Source organism: Sporocytophaga myxococcoides DSM 11118 (genome assembly GCF_000426725.1).
In the GTDB taxonomy this organism is placed as follows: Bacteria; Bacteroidota; Bacteroidia; order Cytophagales; family Cytophagaceae; genus Sporocytophaga; species Sporocytophaga myxococcoides.
Genome location: NZ_AUFX01000010.1, coordinates 1 through 20,283, shown reverse-complemented (window position 1 = coordinate 20,283; position 20,283 = coordinate 1). Strand labels below are relative to the sequence as shown.

Genomic DNA, 20,283 nt, shown 5'->3' with positions numbered 1-20,283 from the left:
TTATGAGCAGGTTTAAAATAAAAGTATTAAAATCGATTGCGATTTTTTTAACTGTCAACATAACAACTCAGATTATATTTCCTAGTGTAGCGTGGGCACTTACTTCGGGGCCTGGACAACCAGAGTTTTCCAGTTTCGAGCCGGTGGCAACTACCAATATGGTAAATCCCTTTACCGGTGATTTTACCTATAATCTTCCTTTGGTAAATGTGCCTGGTCCTAATGGTGGCGGCTATGCAATGTCACTTTCATATCACAGCGGTTCTTCAATGGAAGAAGATGCTTCATGGGTAGGATATGGATGGACATTAAATCCTGGTGCCATTAACAGAGGCAAAAAAGGTTTCCCGGATGATTTTAACGGGGAGGAAGTTAAGTACATGAATAAGATGCCAGCGAACTACACAGTCACTACGGGTATTAGTGGGAGTTTCGAAATATACAGTACAGATCTGGATGTAGTAGGGTTGACGGTAAGTGCTGCTCTTAAGTATAATAATTACAGAGGTTTTGGTACCTCCTATGGAATAAATATTGCCTCTCTTGATGGGCTTGTTAATGTGGGTTACAGTGTGTCTGCTCAGGATGGAAAAAGTTTTTCTTTTGATCTTAATCCATCGGGTATAGTTGCGAGAAATAATAAGGATGCGAAAAATGCTAAGGGAAAATTAGATGAAGCAAATAAAACTGATAATGAGGAAGCAAAAGATGCCGCAAAAACAAATTCGGATAGGGCAGAAAGAGGCGCTAGTAATTCGGCATCTTTTGTAAAAGGAATGGCAAGCACATATGGAATGAGAGCAATGGAAGATGAATTCAGACCAATGAATGTATCAAGTTATAGTGGACATTCTCATAATGTTGCAATAAATCTCGGGCCAACTCCATTGCCGCTTGACTTAGAACCTAAAGTGGGGATCAATGGAAGTTTTACCATGCAAAATTATTTAGCAGAGGATCCAAACCCTGTTTATGGATATCTTTATCAAGGTGAAGCCACTAGAACTAAGACAGAGGGATCCTATATGATGGATTATTCCGTTGAGAAAGAAAGCATGTATGCCAAAAGAGATCAGTATTTGCCGATTCCACACAATGCACCTGATGATTTTATTGTTACCGGAGAAGGTTTAGGTGGAGGATTCAGATTCTTTTCCAGATCAACAGGAACATACTTGCCAGTCAACAAACAAAGTGATATGGTCATCTCCAATTATAAAGGAGATATCGACGCAGGATTGACAAACGGTGGAGGATTTTACGTGGGGATAGGTTATCATCAAATGAATGTTAGAAACTGGGAAGATAAAGGAAATATGTACCTTTTTAGTGGTTTAGGAGATGAGGGATACTTTCCAAAATTTACAAATGATCCTGGATCAAATCTGGAATTTTCAGATAACGATGCTCCTTATAGAGTAGCGATTCAGTCAGAAGGTGCTTACGTTCCTGGACTTAAGAAATTTAAACCGGTGATTGATGAAACTCAGGTAAAGCGCACTCTGACAGATGAAAGAGCCCGAAGATCCACTTATGTAGGATTTAATTATAACAAAGACATTGTTAAAAAGGACCAGAATATTAATTACCTGGCATACGATAAGTCAAACTATGATAATTTTCTTGAAAGAGGGAATCATAATCATGGTATTGGTGAATTTGCTACGATCAATGAAGATGGAAATAAATATGTTTATGGTTTACCTGTTTATGCCAAAGGAGAGAGTAATCTGTCTTATAGTGTAAAGGAACCATATAGCAATATGCCAGAGATAAAAAATAATACTTTGGTATACAGGGATGTTACGAATACAGGCAATTTTAATACGATTATAGGTGAAAAGGCAAATGGAGATAATGCTTATGCAACTTCTTATTTGCTTACTCAGATCACTACACCAGATTATATTGACAGAACTTTGAATGGCATAAGTTCTGATGATTTCGGAGGATGGACAAAATTTAATTATGAAAAAGTTTGGGGCGAAAAAATAAAGAAGCCGGGTAGTACGGATGATGATTGGTATGAGCATAGAAGACCATATTCCGGTTTGTTTTATGAAAGAGGAGCGTTGTCTGATCCTAGAGATGACAGAGGAACTATATCTTATGGGCAAAAAGAAATATATTATTTAAAATCGATAGAGACTAAAACTCATATAGCACTTTATATAACCAGCGAAAGGAAAGATGGAGTTAGTGCTTCAGACGAAGATGAGGCTGCTTCTAATAATATTGAAGCTAAAGGTAATAATAAACTTAGGAAGTTAGACAGAATAGAATTATACGCCAAAGATCCTTCTGATCCGACAAAAACCATTGGAAAGGCATTAAAAATAGTTCATTTTGAATACTATGGTGAGACCGACAGCTATGATGCTAGTAAATCTTTAGCTAAGAACCTTCCAAACTCTGAACATACTTTTTCAAATTCCAAGAGAGGAGGAAAATTAACGCTTAAGCGAGTTTGGTTTGAGTATGAGGGAATAAATAATGCAAGGATCTCTCCTTACGAATTTATTTATGAATATAAGAAAGATTACATATCCGATGGACCTGTTTCAGAATTATACACTGATGCAAATGATCCTTCTGCTGATATAGTTAATTATGGCAACAATTTGAATGAAAACCCGGACTACTCTCCTTATGAAATAGATGGCTGTGGTAACTATGCTTACGATGGAGCCAATAGAAAAAATAAACTGATACCATGGGTTTATCAGGGGAAAAGAGATGCTGCCCAAAAATATGATCCTGCTGCCTGGCAATTAAAACGTATAATATTACCCTCAGGTGGAGAAATACTTGTTCAGTATGAAGACAAAGATTATCTCTTTGTGCAAGATCAACGCGCGCTTGCTATGGTTAGTTTAACCGATGCCTCAGGAAATGTAAGCGGCTCTAAATCTGACAATGAAACCAGTAATCTATATTATCTGAACCCGGGAGACCTTGGGCTTGAGAAGGAAAATGGCGAGTATAAGCTTGTTGAACTGAATGCATTAAAGGATACTATCAATCAATACGTAGGTCCTAATTCAAAAAATAATAAATTGTATTTTAAATTTTTATACACTTTAACAGGATCTGCTACACCTGAGGTAAATAATTGTGATGTAGATTATATAACAGGGTATGCTAATGGTAAAGCGGTAGTGATTAATAATAAACTGGCTATTCAATTTGAAAGCGGGGAGTATTCTCTTCCACATCAGGTGTGTTTAAATCATCTTAAGAGAAACAAATCCGGCATGAATATCAGCAGCAGTTGTAATATTGATCCGGTAAAAATTCCTCTTAATGGCAGTTCTGTAGATATGGTTAAAAGTGTTTTCCAGGCTGCAAAAACGCTTGTCTCGACAGGAGGTGGATGTCAAAGGGTTTCTTATTCTCAGTCATATATCCGTATTCCTGTGCTTAAGAAGAAAATAGGCGGAGGTGTAAGAGTAAAAAGATTGCTCATGTATGACTCAGGTATCGAAGAAGGAGATGAAAGTTTATATGGAAGTGAATATTTGTATGAACGTCAGGATGGTACGAGCAGTGGCGTAGCAACCAATGAAAGTGGTGGGATCAGGGAAGAAAATACGCTGGTTAATTTTTTATTAAAGCGATCACGTCAGGAGTTGTATCAAAAAGCTATATCAGGTATTGATCTTGAGCAGTTTGAAGGTCCTATCGGAGAAATGTTACTTCCTGGAGCATCTATAGGTTATTCAAGAGTGGTGGTGAAAAATATCCATAAAGGGAAATCTTCCCCAGGCTTCACTGTTCATGAGTATTATACAGCAAAGCAATATCCTATGAAGTTTGATAACACTCCTGTAGATGATCATGCTAAAGACTATGTAACGATTCCTGCAATCTGGGTAAACGTGCTCATTGACAACAGGTGGGTTTCTCAAGGCTACAGCTTTATTTTGAATGACATGCATGGCAAGTTAAACAGAATTGCTACGTATGGTGGAAATTATATCAGCGGCACTCCGGATAAAGACTACAAAAAATATTCTGAAGAAAGACATGAGTATTTTGCACCAGGAGAAAAGGTAGATGTACTTCAAGAAGACGGAACGATTAAACAAGATTATCTGGGCAAAGAATCTGAGGTGACCATGGAGATGCGATCCGTTGATGATGTTCACCACGATGCAGCTGTGCAGGTCGATTTTGAATTATCTGTTGCACTGTTTATTCCTTTTCCATCTTTTTCACTTTTTCCATACTATAGTTATGTTGAAAAGAAATTTAGAAGCCATGTAACGAATAAGGTGATCAGTTATACATGCCTTGAAAAGAAAACGATAAGAGAACAGAATAATATTGTTGACATTCAGGAAAACCTTGTATTCGACAAGTCTTCCGGTTCGCCTATAGTAACCATTGCCAGAGATGGATTTGATAACTTAAGTCCCGTGAGTTCTGCTAACCATAAAGGCATCTATACAAATTATAGTATTCCAGCTCACTATGTATATCCGAACATGGGACCGATGTATAAAAATGAGAGAAGGGTAGTTGAAAAAGCAGGTGAAGTTAACAACGGACAATTAACCATTACTGCCGGGAATTCATCCTATATTTCAGACGGCTACTTAGTGTCGGGTGATTTGATCAGATTGTCTAATGCTACCAGTTCTCTTGGGCTTTTCTATATAAGTGATATAAACGCAAGCGAGAATAAAATTAAAGTACAACCAGTAGTATCGGGTAACTCCGGAGGTACTTTTACTACATTAGAAATTATTAACAGTGGCTATACTAATCAGCTGAATCAGGTGGCCGGCAAAATAACTACTTATGGAGAAGGGGCAGCCAATACATCATTCTTTAAGACAGATGGGACCTTTGAGGTAAGTGGAAAAGTCGTAGGGGCTTCTGCTACATTATTTTCAGATGATTGGAAAGATAAATATGATTTGAATTTCAATGATGAATTTGATCTTACCAATGTTACGAATGATTATTTAGCTGGCAGAATAGGTAAGTGGAGAATGCAATCGAATTATGTTTATAAAACTGACCTTAAGGATGCTGTAAGCCAAGGAAATAAAATTTATAACGGTGCCGGTACTTATAATTCTTTCCGTGGGTTTAATTATAGTCCTGGAGCAACAAATGCAAACTGGATAAAAACAAATGAAGTACTTGCATACAGCCCTTCTGGAAATGCTCTACTCGAACAGAATGCACTTGGAATTATGAGCACTGCAAAATTTGCACATAATGAAAATGTACCGGCTCTTGTTGCAAAAAATGCACATTATAACTCAGTGTTATTCCTTTCATTTGAGGATGAAGCAAAAGCTTCAAGTGTCGCTGCTCATTCAGGCAAGAAGGCTGTTGAAATAAATGCAAATGCATCCTTTGTTGCTACTAAGGATCAGAATCTGAGTAAAACACCACAACTGAAGGCAACAGGTCAGGTAAAAGCAAATGGAATTTCAGCGAAGACCTGGATCAAAGTAACAGATGAATCGGCAGACCTTTTAAATTCCCTGGTTGCAACTTTAAATACTGACAATGCGCACATCACTGGTAAAGTAAGTAAAGTGGCCAGAGTAGGCGAATGGACTCTTGTAGATTTTACATTTAACAATGGTTTAGATGCCATCGCTTTAAATTCCTCTTTAGTATTTGAGCTAAAGAACAATACAAGTGCTAAGGTTTGGATAGATGACCTGCGAATACAGCCATTGGATGCAGAAATGGTTTGTTATGTATATGATAGCAATAATTTACGTCTGCTAACAAGCTTTGATGATCAACACTTTGGTCTCTATTATCAATACAATGCGGAAGGTAAACTAATCAGGAAGCTGGTAGAAACGGAAAGAGGTTTAAAGACCATAGCTGAGACACAGTATAACACTCCTGTAAAAGATAAATGAGACCAATAAAATACGTCTGCCTTTGTATAGGATCAATGATCCTATTAATGTCTGCTATTGCAACGGATCCATGTATAGCTTTGCTTGAGCATGTGTTTGATAAAATGAATACAAAAACACTCCCTGAAACAAAGAAGGTATATCTGTTTGAATATAATGTTAAAACAGTATTGAAAGATAAAAGCTACCATAACGGTGTGATTTCGTCTGATATCAGACTTGTTGCAGGGACTAACTATACAGAGGTAATCTCTAAGGATATGGAAGTGTATCAGGATGAAGTTCAGTGTTATTCTGTGATTCCATCAAGAAAGGTGATTTATTTAAGTGATTCACAATTGAATAAGAAACCATCTGCTGAGGATCAGCAAAATTTTGCTGGATTACAAAAAATAATACTAGAGAAGGCAAAGGTAAAGGAATGCAAAGATGTTGAAGACAAGGAGCATAGGTTTGACAAAGAAATACATCTTGAACTTGATCCTAGAATCAGCAAAGAGCTAAATATGAATAGAGTGGATTTTCTGGTGGACTCAAAAAATGAAAAGGTATATCAGACAAATATATTCTATCCATCAAACCATAAGTTTCAATCTGTACTACTTACTTACAGGAATATAGATTTTAACCATAAAGGACAGGCTTCGGTGAAGCCGTTCAAGAATAAGTTTTTAAATGCAGATGGTACTTTAAAACCGGCATTTAAAGGATATAAGTTAGTAGACGTTAGAGCGAATAAAAAATAATTTTATGTCATCGAGATTTTTTTCAATAGTAAAGAAGGCATTGGTAGTTCTTGCAGGAGTATGCACAATACCCGTGATAGGGCAGGATGGACCAGGTGGTGTTGGAGGTTCAGGGTATCCGCTTTCGTGGTATAAAGCTGATGATTTAAATCTAAGCGATAATGCAACGGTGTCTTCCTGGGCAGCGCACAAGGGAGATAGGCAGATGATTACTCCTTCTGGTCAATCAGTGACATCACCTAAGTTTTCTACAAATGGTTTTGCCTCTGGGATAGGTTCTGTATATTTTGAAAATACCAACTATCTGGAAGAAAATTTAGGACATAATCTTCAGAACAGTCATTTTATATTCGTAGCATTTAAGTCGACAGCATTTGATAAAAATCTTATTGGAATTTCAAGTCCTTTTCCGTCAGAGTCATCTGCTATTGGGGATAGAAGATTTATATGCTATAGGCAAAACGGACCCGCTAACATAATATTTGCAACTGACAAATACAGTGTTTGTGCAAGTGATGCTGCAAAAAATCTGGCCTTAACAGGAAATAATTCTTCTACACCTAATATTCTTTATTTGGCTCGCCTACCTAAAGTAGGAAATAATGTAAGCATTGAAGCTGGTTATAACGGTAATAGTACGGATGGAGAAAACGTTGATTATCTTCAAAGTTTAAGTTGTTACAATGATCATGTAGAGTACGATAAACTCACTATTGGTAGAGGCGATTATCTTGGGTATGTTGCTGAAGTTGTATCATTTGAAAATATAAATAGTGCACAGAAAAAAATCGTTGAAAATTATCTTTCATCTAAATACGCTATTGCAGTAGCCAATGATTATTACGGACTTGAAACAGGTTTTAACAAAGATGTAGCAGGTATAGGTAAGGATGCAGATGGTTCTTTACACACTTCCTCAAAGTCTGATATCATGAGTATGACAGGAAACTTTCTTCAATTTGGAAGTTTTGCTTTTGTGGGAAGGAACAATGTTGAGTCAAACAATTTATTAGCGAATGACGATCCCAATCAGGACAATCCTCCCTTTGTAAAAAGAATGCTTAAAACCTGGAGGATTGATTTGACCGGGACTACAGGAATTCTTGATTTTTCAATATGGAATAAAAGTAACCTTACTGTGCTGCCAGGTCAAAGGCCTGTAATGCTCATAGATTCAGATGGTGATTTTTCTGATGGAAATGGAAAGATCATGGTCATGGAAGACAATGGAAATGGTGGGTATGTGGTTAACGGATTGACTTTGAATGATAATGATTATATAAGCTTTGGTGTGCTTGATCCGGGAAGTTGCCCGTCATTCAATGCAGCTAAATCATTTTTTGGAAAGACTGACAATTATGATGGTAATGCATTGAACTCAAGTGGTCTGGAGATAAGCAATCCTAGAAACCTCGAGAATAAAGAGTATTTGGGCCTTGCAGCAGACAATATAGCATTAGACTATAGTGTCGCAGTAGCATCTACGGATTTTCTGAGAACTACAACAACCTGGTGTGTCTCAGAGGTAGGGGAAGTAGGGGGAGTTGATATTACGATTAATCCTGCGGATTTTCCTGCTTTGCCTTCAAACTTCAGAAGTTTTAACATCTTGGTTTATTATGGAGAAAACACGACAAGTCCTAATAAGATCATAGATTTGGTTAAAGAGGGGAATGTGTTCAAAGCATATAATGTAAACCTTGACCAGGGCAATAAAATTGCTATTGGGATAGATGTTTTAGCATACTCAAAAGTTCAGACCAATACAGATTATCTTTTTTTCAATCATTTGCCCGGAACGACAGTCTTCTCGGGGCTATCATCGGCAGTTAACACAGTAAGAGTCGACAGGGTATGGCAATATAAATCAAACGGAAGTAGCGGGCTTTTGAATTTTTATCTCCCTGCAGAAAAGTTTACTCTGTTACCATATCAGAAGCTGGCTATGCTGATTGACAGTGATGGCAATTTTTCTTCAGGAGCTGTTGTGCATGTAATGGATCTTGTCGGTGCTGATTATACAGCCTCAAATGTTTCCATTGCGCCTGATCAGTTTGTTACTTTTGCTGTTTTAAATCAATATACCTATTCGACTGATTTTTCAGGAGATATTAAAGCACTTGGAAAAGCAGACATCAATTATGATGTAAAAAGTCTGATATCCTCAGGTTTGAGATTTGAAGATTTTTCTGAAGTTGAAGCTCAACGTTACTTGCTTGTCGGTAATAATGGAGGTTCAATTGAACTTAACAACAGTAATGCACCTCTTTCCGGAAAAAGAACTTCGCTTGTGTGGAAAGTAAAAGAATATGGCGAGACTGGAAAAGGTGTTATTTATTTTCATAAATCTGTTTTTGAACAAGTAGCTAATAAAGACTTTGTTCTTCTGGTGGACAAGGTTAAGGAAGGAAACGCTCCCGATGGAGACTTCTCAGATGCCGAAGTTTATGGTATGGTTCGTGAAGGTGACTTCTATAAAGCATATTATATTCCTTTATCGGATGGAGAGCTTGTTGCAGTTGGTGCTATTGGTCATGTGGTGACTCATGATAAAGTTACCAGCAGTGTCCTGAAAGAAAGCGCCAGCCAGCTATCTAACGTTTTGCTTGCTAATAGCACAATTGTGCCAAGGCAGGTTGAAAATTTTGAATTTGCGCATCCTTGTATAGAAAAGGTTAAAAGAGCAGAACTACAGGTTACATTCAATACTGGTAAATTCTACAAGTTAGGAGGTGAATTTACCGATCCGGCTAAAGTTGACATCACTATTGAAGGCTTTAAGGATTTTACTTCTTCGACTCCTTCGGTTACTTATACGACAAGTATTACTATAGACTTAAATCAGCCTGAAAAACTATTTTACCAGGAAATTACCAAAGACCTGGAGGTAACAGGTATTAAGTTATATAAAATAAAGGTGACTGATTTTGATCCTTCTGCTAATACATTGGTAAATGGTCAACTGGAAGTTGAGACAAAAGTAATCATCGAAAATGAAATGCAGGTGCCGGTTACAATTGGAGCTATTGTCCATGGTCTTAAAGTAACAGGCACAAGTATAAAGAAATTTGAGTGGGTAGATGAACATTGTGCCGCACCACTTTATCAGTTTCAGTTGTTAAAACTGTTTAATGAAAGCAGTGTTTCTACAAGCGAGTATGTCGTCAACGCTTCCGTAGATTGGTCAAAGGCACTCACGCTTGAAACTTCTCAACATGATATTTCTCTTACAATGGTTGAAGGTACAGGCTTTTATGCATGGAGAGTCAGACCTATCGGAAATACCTATGAAGGCGGAGTGGCCAATAGCCGTAACTGGGGTACCTGGAGTACTGCAGATATAGATATCCCTTCTACGATTTCCCTGAGTTGCAATAAGGATGATCAGACCTCCTGTCTTGAAGATTATAAGGGCACAGTTTTTTACTATAAGCAGTTTGATGACGAATTGAACTTTATATATAGTAGAACCTTTACTGAAAATACAGGTATTCATGAGTCGATATCTTATGCAAACGGTTTATTACAGGTAAAACAGAATCAGGTAAAAGTACCATCTAACGGAGACGCTTCTTCAACAGGGAAAATAATAGTCAATCAGACTGTTTATGATTATTCTGGAAGACCGGCATTAAACTCTATGCCGGCCCCTGTTATGGATGACGAATCAGCTTTAAATAAAAATGAATTTGGTTACAAAGAATCATTTTTAACAAATTCCGGCAATTTATATGGTGCATCAAATTTTGATGCTGATGATAAAATTTCCAATCCTGATCCAGTCACTGGAGGACCACTTAATACTTTTTATAGTGATGGCAATGCAGATAAAACTATTCCTAATGCAGAAGGCTATCCATATAGCAGATCAATATTTCAAACAGGAAGCGGTAAGGTAATTGAAGAAGGCAGCGTGGGCGATAAACACAGAATAAGAATAGAAAATGACCATACCGTAAAAATGTCTGTCGGGAATGCCAGTGAGCAGGAGCTTATCAGACTGTTTGGTGATGAAGCACCCAATGCAGGTACTGTTTTGAAGAGCACTATAACAGACGAGAATAAAGTGGTAAGTGTTACTTTTACAGACAAAAGCGGAAAAATTATTGCAACAGGAGTAAGCAAAGGGGGAGTCACCAATCTTGATGCTTTGACCATAGATGAGTTAGTGGTTGAGGAAGTTTTGAAAGACAATAAAAAGTATGGAGAGCATGGTTTGATATCTTCCAAAGAACTTACTTTCACAGAAGCAACAGAGGTGGAATTTGATTATGAGATTACACCTGAGGCATTCAGCGCTATTTGCGGAGGAACCACAATTTGTACTTCATGTGCTTATAAGCTTACAATAAAGATAACAGATCTTGATGATCCGGATTCCGATATTAATCAGGAAGTGACCAAATTAATCCCATCTCTTGAATCATGCAGTACTGCTGCCGCTATAGATGATATTTTGACCTTTACTTCGTTGACATTTCCTCCAGGACATTATCAGATTGATAAAGTTATTGAAATGGATGTAAATGCTGCAAATACCTATGCAGAGAGAGTGGCCGAAATTGCAGGTAATGGTCTGCAGCAGTATGTAGACGAAATAAAAAACCGTTTGGAGTCAGGAAATATAGAGTCGCTTAATTCATATCTTCAAGGACTTATGGCAGGTACTACTCCAGGGCTTGTTGTTGAAGGCTATAATGAATTAGGCGAATCCATAGCTAAGACTGCTAGTTTTGATAATGGTTATGAGGTGGCATTGACAACTTCTTGCTGCTCAATAAGGATACCTATCATCATTATTCCATTGGAGCCTTGTGAAAATCCGGATATAAACGGACCCAATAATCTTGGCCCTTATATGTTAAGTGAACTCGGCAAGATTAAGGATAAAAATGGCATTCCATACAATATTGCCAGGCTGAGTAACAATGAGTATGACGCCGCTAAATTTAATCAGCTAATTGAAAATATGAGGTCAGAGGTCGGAACAGAAACTGACCCGGTTTCAGGTGATCCGATTCCTATGTTTACCTGCGAGGACCTGATAAACTGCTGGCTGGGGATTTTGCAAACGTTGGAAACAAATAGTTCAACGGGGAAATCAAAAGGGTTGAGTACTGAGAATCTGGCAATAACAGAGCCGGATAACAACACCGGTGCTGGTATTCCGGAATGGGCAACTGGTAATACAGCTGTAAATTCACCTCAGTTACCATCTTCTGTCGAGCAGTTTTTGGATTGTGCAGGTCGCCATTATATTGGTTTTGTCGAGAATGCTCAACAGCACAAAATTTATGCTTATAAGTATTTCAAATATACGCTCCACGATAACCCAGCTTGTGAGAATATATTCTGTAATGTAAGAAATGCAGATATCAATAATCCTGTCTTATTAGAAGAAGGTGCTCCAGGTTATAAATCTCCATGTAACCAGCAGATGTGTCTTTTTAATCAGGTACCTAACGGTAATTATTATCAGATAAAAGTTGAGAACGCCACTCCTGGTCAATTTGACCTTTGGGAAGGTGAACATCCTAACTACATGGCTTTTGCAATGTGTATTAAGTCATCCTCTGCCTTTGGGAGTGGAGAGGATTTAGATCCTGAAAAAGTAAAGGAGTCGCTCTTAAAAAATAAAGTAAAGCTTGAAACTGAATGCCAGTCTTCGTGCGAAGATAAGTACGAGCAATTTATGGCTGCGCTGATATCTGTTTACCCGTCAGATGGGAGCGGACATTATAGGAAGCCGGATCAGTCTCTGCTGAATTATGAGGATCTATGCTGCACGGCAAGAAACCTGGTTGAGTATTGCAAAGATCAGTGCCAGCTTACTATTGTAAAGACAGATTGCGAGCCTTTGTATGAAGATCTTGGTGAAGACAAAGTTATGAGGGTTGGCACAAAAGAGGAGATGGATAAAATTCAGGCTATTATGTTTGGCAAATTTGAGCTGCAACCTACCGATGCTTCATCAAATACCTGTATGGGGCTGGAGGATTTTAACAGAAATGATCTGTGCCAGGTTGCGGCTTTTTCATTTACCAATAACGCTGAGGATATATCCGGAAACGGACACAATGGAACACTCTCCAATGTAACAACAGGGGCCGATAAAAATAATAATGCATCTTCAGCATATGAGTTTACCGGATCAGGAAGCTCTTATATTGATGCGGGAACGAATTTCAATTTTTATCAGGAATTCACTGTTGCATCCTGGATAAAAACAACAGGGCTGAATGAACAATATATTATAAGTCGTGAAAATGCAGTTGAAAACAAAGGATTCCATCTTAAAATATTGCCTGGAGGAGAAGCCGCTTTTGAAGGAAGAGACGGTTCAGGGGTACTAAGAACTTCGGAACCATCTGTTGGTGGAAACCTGATGGACGGAAATTGGCATTTCCTTGCAGGAGTATATAATAAAGGCGCTTATCAGATCTGGATTGACGGGAAACTTAAGGAGGAAAAAAGATTTCCGGGAACTGATGGTGACTTTAACTGTACATCGTCTCTTGTGATAGGCAGAAATGCAAACATGAGCGGGACTCCTTATAATTTCCAGGGAACTATAGATCAGGTGCAGATATTTGAATGCGCTTTCGATCAGACGAGAATAAACGAATTGTATTCAGAATATTATTTTGAAGATAAGAGAAAAACTCCTGATCAATGTCTTATTCCGGATCATTTTAAAATATATCCTGAATACTTTAAGTCTGAAGTGTCATTTGAAAAACCTCTTAAACAGGATGTATTTGAAAGCTTTGAAAAAGGTTCTGACGGAAGCTTATTAACAGGAGGAGTCGCTTTTAATGACAATGGCGCAACATATGGGGATTTTCAATTACAAAGATTAGATCCTCAGTTGAATATTATTTGGCAGAAGGCTTTTGGCGGAAGTCATACAGATTGGGGATATTCAGTTGATGAAATTAATCTGAATGGTAGGAAGTATGCTGTTATTGCCGGTGCTTCATCTTCCGTTCCGGAGTCAAATGGTAATATTGATCCTTCATTTATAAAACAAGCGCCGAATTACGGAGCCCTTGATGGTTATGTGGTTGTAGCAGACTATGAAGATGGCTCCTATGTGAAAGAATTGTCTTTTGGGGGCTCTGTAGGTGATAGAATTTACGACATTCAAAAAGGAAATAATTGTTTCTTCCTTGCTGGCGCATCAGGCTCTGCCCCTGTCAATATTTCCGGAGTGGGAAATAAAACATCCCCAGCATATGGTAGCTGGGATGGATGGCTTATTAAATTAGATCAGAATTTTAATAAAATTAGTGATGTTTCTTTTGGTGGGGCTGGAGATGATTTTATCTATAAAATTATTCCATCTAATGACGGTGGATATTTTCTAGTTGGATTTTCGGATTCTCAGGAGCCCAATTCTGCAGATCCTTTAGACATTCCTCATGGAAGAAAAGATGGATGGGTTATCAAAGTAAATGCTGATTTGTCTTTAGTTTGGAAAAGGAGGTATGGACTAGATAAAGAGGATATTTTTTATAATGCAACAATATCAGAAGATAACAATCTGGTAGTAAGCGGTTCTTCAATGAGAGGCGATGCCTCTTCTTCCGAGTTTGACCTTATTGATCTTTGGATTGTGAAAATTGATCAATCTGATGGTGATATTATCTGGGAAAAGACATTTGGAAACCCTTCCCGCAGGGATGTTGGGTTTAACATGCAACTAAATACTTCAATTAAAAGGATAAATGATGGTTATGTAGTAGTTTCTGCTAAGATGCCAAATGCGGCTGTATGGCCAGAGTGGAATCAATTAAATTATCGTTCCGATGGATGGATCCTTAAATTAGACTTTCAGGGAAATTTCGAATTCGACAAGGTTATTGATAGAGGAGATCAGCTTGATTTGAATGGTCTTGTTGTAATTGACGATTATAACTTTATAGCAAGTGGGGTTATTGAACTAGATGTAAGTAGTCCTAATGCTCCAAATGCTCCGAGCTATTTCTTTTTACCATTTGGCCTTGCATCCAACAAACAATGCACTCCTCAAAAAATCTGCATCCGCTGGATACCTCCGGTTCTGGAGGTTACTCCTCCTGAAGATGAGGAAGTCGTAAAGCAGCCTAAACTGAAGGAGATTGTTGTTAAAGAGATCAAAAATAAACTGGAGTTACAGTTAGGCAAATGCAAGCTTAACAATATGCCAGAAAGACTTGATGAATATAACAACAAGTGTTTAAACTCAGTCATCAATGACAATTTAACGATATCCTATAAAATAAAACAAGGACATTACACGCTGTACTATTATGACAGGGCAGGTAATCTTGTGAAAACTGTGCCCCCTGCCGGTGTTGTTCCGGTGGTGCCATCAGGAACGGCAACAGCAGTGACACGTCAGCAGGAAACTGATCATAAGTTAAAAACCAAGTACAAATACAATAGCCTTGGGCAGCTTACTGAACAGGAAACTCCTGATGGGGGTATAACTAAATTTGTATATAACGACATTGGACAACTGAGATACAGCCAGAATGCTCAGCAACTTGTTGACAATAAATATTCCTACACAAAATATGACAACCTGGGCAGGGTAACCGAGGTAGGACAAGCGAATCTATCAGCTCCTACAACATTGGGTCAGCTTAATGCATCAGATATGACCTGGCCTTCAACAGGTACATCTAACAGCACACACACTGTTTATACTTCAGAGGCTGCTCATGTCAATTACCTTGGCGAAGGTCAGAGATATCTGAGGAACCGAGTTAGTTATACTTATACCTATAACTCTAATGGAGAAAGAGCTGTAACCTACTACAGCTATGATCCGCACGGAAATGTGGAGTGGATTGTGCAGGAAATTCCGGGCATAGGTAAAAATACCATTGCCTACGAATATGACCTGATCAGCAATAAGGTATTGAAAGTAAAATATAATGAAACCTTATCAGATCAGTTCTTCCATAAATATAGCTATGATGCAGATAACAGGATAACAGAAGTATTTACATCCAAAGACGGAAGAATCTGGGACAAAGATGCTGCATATAAATACTACCTGCATGGTCCTCTGAAGCGTACAGAAATCGGTGAAGACAAGATCCAGGGAGTGGACTATGTTTATACATTGCAAGGCTGGTTGAAAGGCGTAAATACACCTAACCTGGATGCAACTCAGGATCCGGGAGGAGATGGCCTGGCAGGAAGTGAGTTCCAGAAAGACGAATATGGAATGATGCTTGGTTATTACGGTGGGGACTTCAACAGGACAGGGTCTGTTTTCAGCAGCGTTGCTGGGAATACTTACGATCTTTCGAGTTCAGACAAGGATCTGTTTAATGGAAATATTTCCTCCTGGACAAGCAGGATAGAGCAGGAGTACAGAGATTATTCAAAAACTGAAGGAAATTCAGGCATAGCACCTGAAAAGTTCACCACTGGGCAGAAGTTTCAGTATGATCAGCTTAACAGAATTAAGCAGTCTGATTTTTATTCTTATGATGCAACGACAGGACAATTCGAGAATAAGGGTATAACTGGTGTAGCAGAAGCTTACAAAACCAAATACACCTACGATCCGAATGGTAATATAATAACCCTTGATCGTAATGGAGATAAGGCAGATGCTGCTCTGCCAATGGACAGATTGACTTATTCATACAAGGAAGGCAAAAATCAGCTGAGACATGTTAAGGAAGCAAGCGAAGCTTTAACCGGATCGTATACTGAAGACATAGAGTCTCAGGATGATGATAATTACGAATATGATGCAATCGGTAACTTGACTCATGATAAGTTTGAAAAAATAAACATTACATGGAATGTTTATGGAAAGATTGCTACTATCAGTCCATCTGAGGCCAATACGGTAAAGCCAAAGCCTTACATCACTTTTGCTTATGATGCTGCCGGCAACAGGATTAAAAAGGAACAAAACAGAGCGCCTTATAATGGCAACAACCCTTCCAGAGATCCTGTAAATATTACCACAACTTACTATGTCCGTGATGCTTCTGGTAATACAATGGCTGTTTATAAAAGGGAAAACGAATTATTCGAAGGCAATTACTACCATGCGAAATTTACTCTAATAGAGCAGTCAATTTATGGAAGTTCGAGATTGGGATTATTTGAACCTAATACCCTTGTAGCTACTGTATTGTTCCATAAAGATGATATGGACAAGGTGACACTTGAGAATAGTATTCTTGAGCGTGTATCCAAAAATAAGAACCTGTTGACGGTGTCTCATCAAAAAGAAACGTTGACGAATTCTTTAGGTTCACCGGTAAATATTACCCTCAGCAATCTTTACAAAATCAGCAACGGAACTTCGGTTGCTCCATTCGGAAATTTCGGAGGTACTGGCAACTTTGCAGGAAAGGTGAAAAATAACATCAGCTCTGTGGAAACTCAGACTGGTACTTTACAGATAGTGTCAGTAACTCCTGAAACCTATTTCGGAAATACAGGAGCCTGCCTGGTTTATGATGCTGATGGGCTTTTAATGCCTAACAGTGACAATGTCCTTTCAGATGCCAAAACGCAGTCTGTGATTGTGAAAAGGCCTGGAAAAGACAACCTATATTATCTGGTAACAGCCAATGGTGGAAAGTTATACTACCATGTGATCGATCTTGCTCAAAACGGCAATGGGGTTTCTTCTCCGAAAGGTGATGTGGTCAGCAAAAACAATCTACTGGATGCTGATGTTTTATCCAATAAATATACAGGTGCATTTCAGGCAGTTGAGGATTATTCCACTGGAAAAACGTATATTTATGCCACGGAATATGTTCCGGGAGCTCCGACTGGTGTCCTAAGGCTTTTACAGTTTGAAATCACAGATAAGGATGTCATAAGCCAGCAGCCTGTCGTTATAGCTGTAAGACCAGCAGTAAGCGCAGGAGGATTCAGCGAAATGCAGATCAGTTCTGATGGTAAGAAACTGGCTTTATATAATCATAAAAATACCATAGGTTGGTTTGACCACCAGGACTCAGAAATTCTGGTCTTTAACCTGGGATATGATTATAAAGTGGCAGAAAATGACCTTGTTAATTCACTTGTTATACCTGTTGGTGAATCTTTCAAAGGAGCAAGTGTAGAGTTTTCTGAAGACAATAGATTACTGTATTACACCAGAAACCTGACAGTTAACTATCCATTTAACAGTACTAATAGCGCTGATTTCCTATCAAGGTATGAATTCAGGAACGGAAATACCGCAGATGTTCAAAATGGAGTTTATGGAGATTTGAGAAGAAGTGGCAACAGGCTATTCCTCTCTAACAGAAATGCAGACGGCATTTCCAGATATTTTGAAAATTCGACAGGACAAAGCACAGCTGATGCTCAACTGAACGTAGGACTAACCGGTTCAAAACAAAGTGGAATCTTTCCTTTGCAAAACCACAGGATCTATACCAAGGCAGATTTAACAAACATAGTTGGTCGTTATGTAGATCGAAAAGTTTATGAGCTAAGTGATCATTTGGGTAACGTGACGGTTACCTTCAGCGACAGGCTTGAAACTGAAATCAGTGGTTCGACACTGACTAATAGTGTAGGAATTAGAACATACAGCAACTATTATGCATTTGGTATGCAGATGCCTGGTAGAAGTCATTGTGCTAAGACGTATAGGTATGGCTTCAACGGGAAGGAGAAAGATGGTGAGTGGAATAGCGGTGGAGCAATGTATGACTATGGATTTAGAATCTATGATCCGAGGATAGCGAAGTTTTTCAGTGTGGATCCATTGACAGGTAAATATCCTTATTATACTCCATATCAGTTTGCTGGTAATAAGCCAATTTTTTGCGTTGATGTCGATGGATTAGAAGATTCGCCAAGTGTAGAAAGAAATGCAGACATGGCGGCTGGAAAGGCTGCAGGAATGACCACAGAGGAGAGTGTACAATTTCATCAGGAATCTAATCAGGCTAGAGCAACAGGAGCTAAATTAGGAATATTTACAGGAGGAATAATATTTTCAGGAGGAGTTGGCTTAACTTACCTTAGAAATAACTGGGTTGAAATCATTCATGATCCCACCATCCCAATTGAGATTGCAGCATTTATATATAATTTATTAGGGGGAGAAGACATGCCATTTCCTGCGAGACCAGCAGCTCCTGCTGCTGGCAAAGTTAGTCAAGCTGTCGATGATGTTTTTGATTCTAAATTGTTATTTGCGATTAAAAGAGATAAATCGCATGTTTTAGTGGGTGTTCAAAAACAAGAAGATGAAGTAGCTAAATGGATTCATCAAATTCCAACAAAAGAAACAACTAGAATGCCAATCACAGAAAAACCCCTTTACGGACCAGGTAAAATAACGGGCCCAAGGGATATTCCTAACGAAGAGACTCATATAATTTACGAAATTCCGATTACTCAGAAACAAGCTGATGTGGGTGAGGCTTTAATGCGAGATATGAAGGGACCTAATACTTATAATATTTATAATAGGAGTTGTGTTACATGCGCGAAAAATGTAATTGAAGGAACAACGGGGGCTCCACTTAAAAATGCAAATATATTTTCAATTACTCCAGAGGGTATGGAAAGGTTAATTCAAACCCAATATGCCCCTGGTAGATTTAAATAAAAGATATCTCAAATATGTTCGAAACAGAAATATTTTTTTCAAAACATCCTATTCCCTCCATTTCTTTAATTGTTAGAGAAATGGAATGTGTTTCAGGCCTAGAAGTTGAATGGAAGGAGTTAGATTCAAAAAGTGTAATTCCTGGCGCAAAAGGATTTAGAATTTTAAATGATCCTAATAGTCATTCTGTTATTGTTGTTTATGAATCAAATATGATTATCATTATTTGTGAATATCTAGATTTAGGTTATTTTGAAGGCATAATAAGTAATATCTTGATAAGAAAATTTAACGGGGAAGGTACTGAAAAAATGTTTTTGCCATCTTGGACGGAAGAGGCTTGGAAAGGACTTAGATGGTGGAAGAAATGTAAGAAAAGGCCATCAATCCCAATGGTAAAAAAGATTAAAATGTTTTATATGTTTGTAAAGGATTGTTTTACGGGGAGCTAACGCTATAGATCCAGCTAGCGCGCAGTGTGCCGAGAATGAAAAGCGGCATTAAATAAATGCTTTTCAATGCTATATAAAAGATGAAGGTAGGCCCAGCTGTCCCGCATTTGTCCTCCTCGTGGGCTATCGCGCGATTGTATCGCGTGAAATCTGTGATAGAGGACCTGTTTAGATAGTTTAGGCTACATGTTGCATATAGCACATTCGCATTTGTAATGCTCGAGTCAGAGATAAGATTTTAAATAGCCAGTTTGTAATGAACTGGCTATTTTATTTATTTTGAGGTAAAAACCAGCTATGTCAGACAACTATGGATTTAAGAATCACCAGCAAGGCATCTATTTTGTTACCCTCAGCTGTCCCGCATTTGCAGTCCTCGGGGGCTGTCGCGCGATTGTATCGCGTGAAATTTGTGATAGAGGGTATGTTCAGAAAGTAAATATGCTTATTGAATAAAGCGCATTCGCATTTGTAATGCGAGTGTTTGAGATAAGATTTTAAATAGCCAGTTTGTAATGAACGGGCTATTTTGTTTATTTTGAGGCAAAAAACCAGCTATGTCAGACAACTATGGATTTAAGAATCACCAGCAA

The 20,283-nt window shown here is 38.3% G+C and carries 4 protein-coding genes; all 4 read left to right on the top strand.

The genetic code is table 11. The features are described from left to right. The first annotated feature begins 2 nt into the window (after positions 1-2). From K350_RS0112670 to K350_RS0112655, 4 genes are read left to right on the top strand one after another with little or no spacing between them, the layout of a single operon-like run. Positions 3-5,894 carry a hypothetical protein gene (locus K350_RS0112670; protein ID WP_028980227.1) on the top strand — a complete coding sequence of 1,964 codons (5,892 nt, stop codon included), beginning with the start codon at positions 3-5 and terminating at the stop codon, positions 5,892-5,894. Then, a complete protein-coding gene (locus K350_RS0112665) occupies positions 5,891-6,640 on the top strand; it encodes a hypothetical protein (RefSeq protein WP_156027026.1) in 750 nt (249 codons plus the stop codon). The genes K350_RS0112670 and K350_RS0112665 overlap by 4 nt, the downstream gene beginning before the upstream one ends. Positions 6,641-6,644: 4 nt before the next feature. After that, positions 6,645-19,238: a DUF8202 domain-containing protein gene (locus K350_RS0112660; RefSeq protein WP_081670990.1), complete on the top strand. Its 12,594-nt coding sequence runs from the start codon at positions 6,645-6,647 to the stop codon at positions 19,236-19,238. A gap of 14 nt (positions 19,239-19,252) precedes the next feature. Further along, positions 19,253-19,690: a hypothetical protein gene (locus K350_RS0112655; protein WP_028980224.1), complete on the top strand. Its 438-nt coding sequence runs from the start codon at positions 19,253-19,255 to the stop codon at positions 19,688-19,690. Positions 19,691-20,283: the final 593 nt, after the last annotated feature.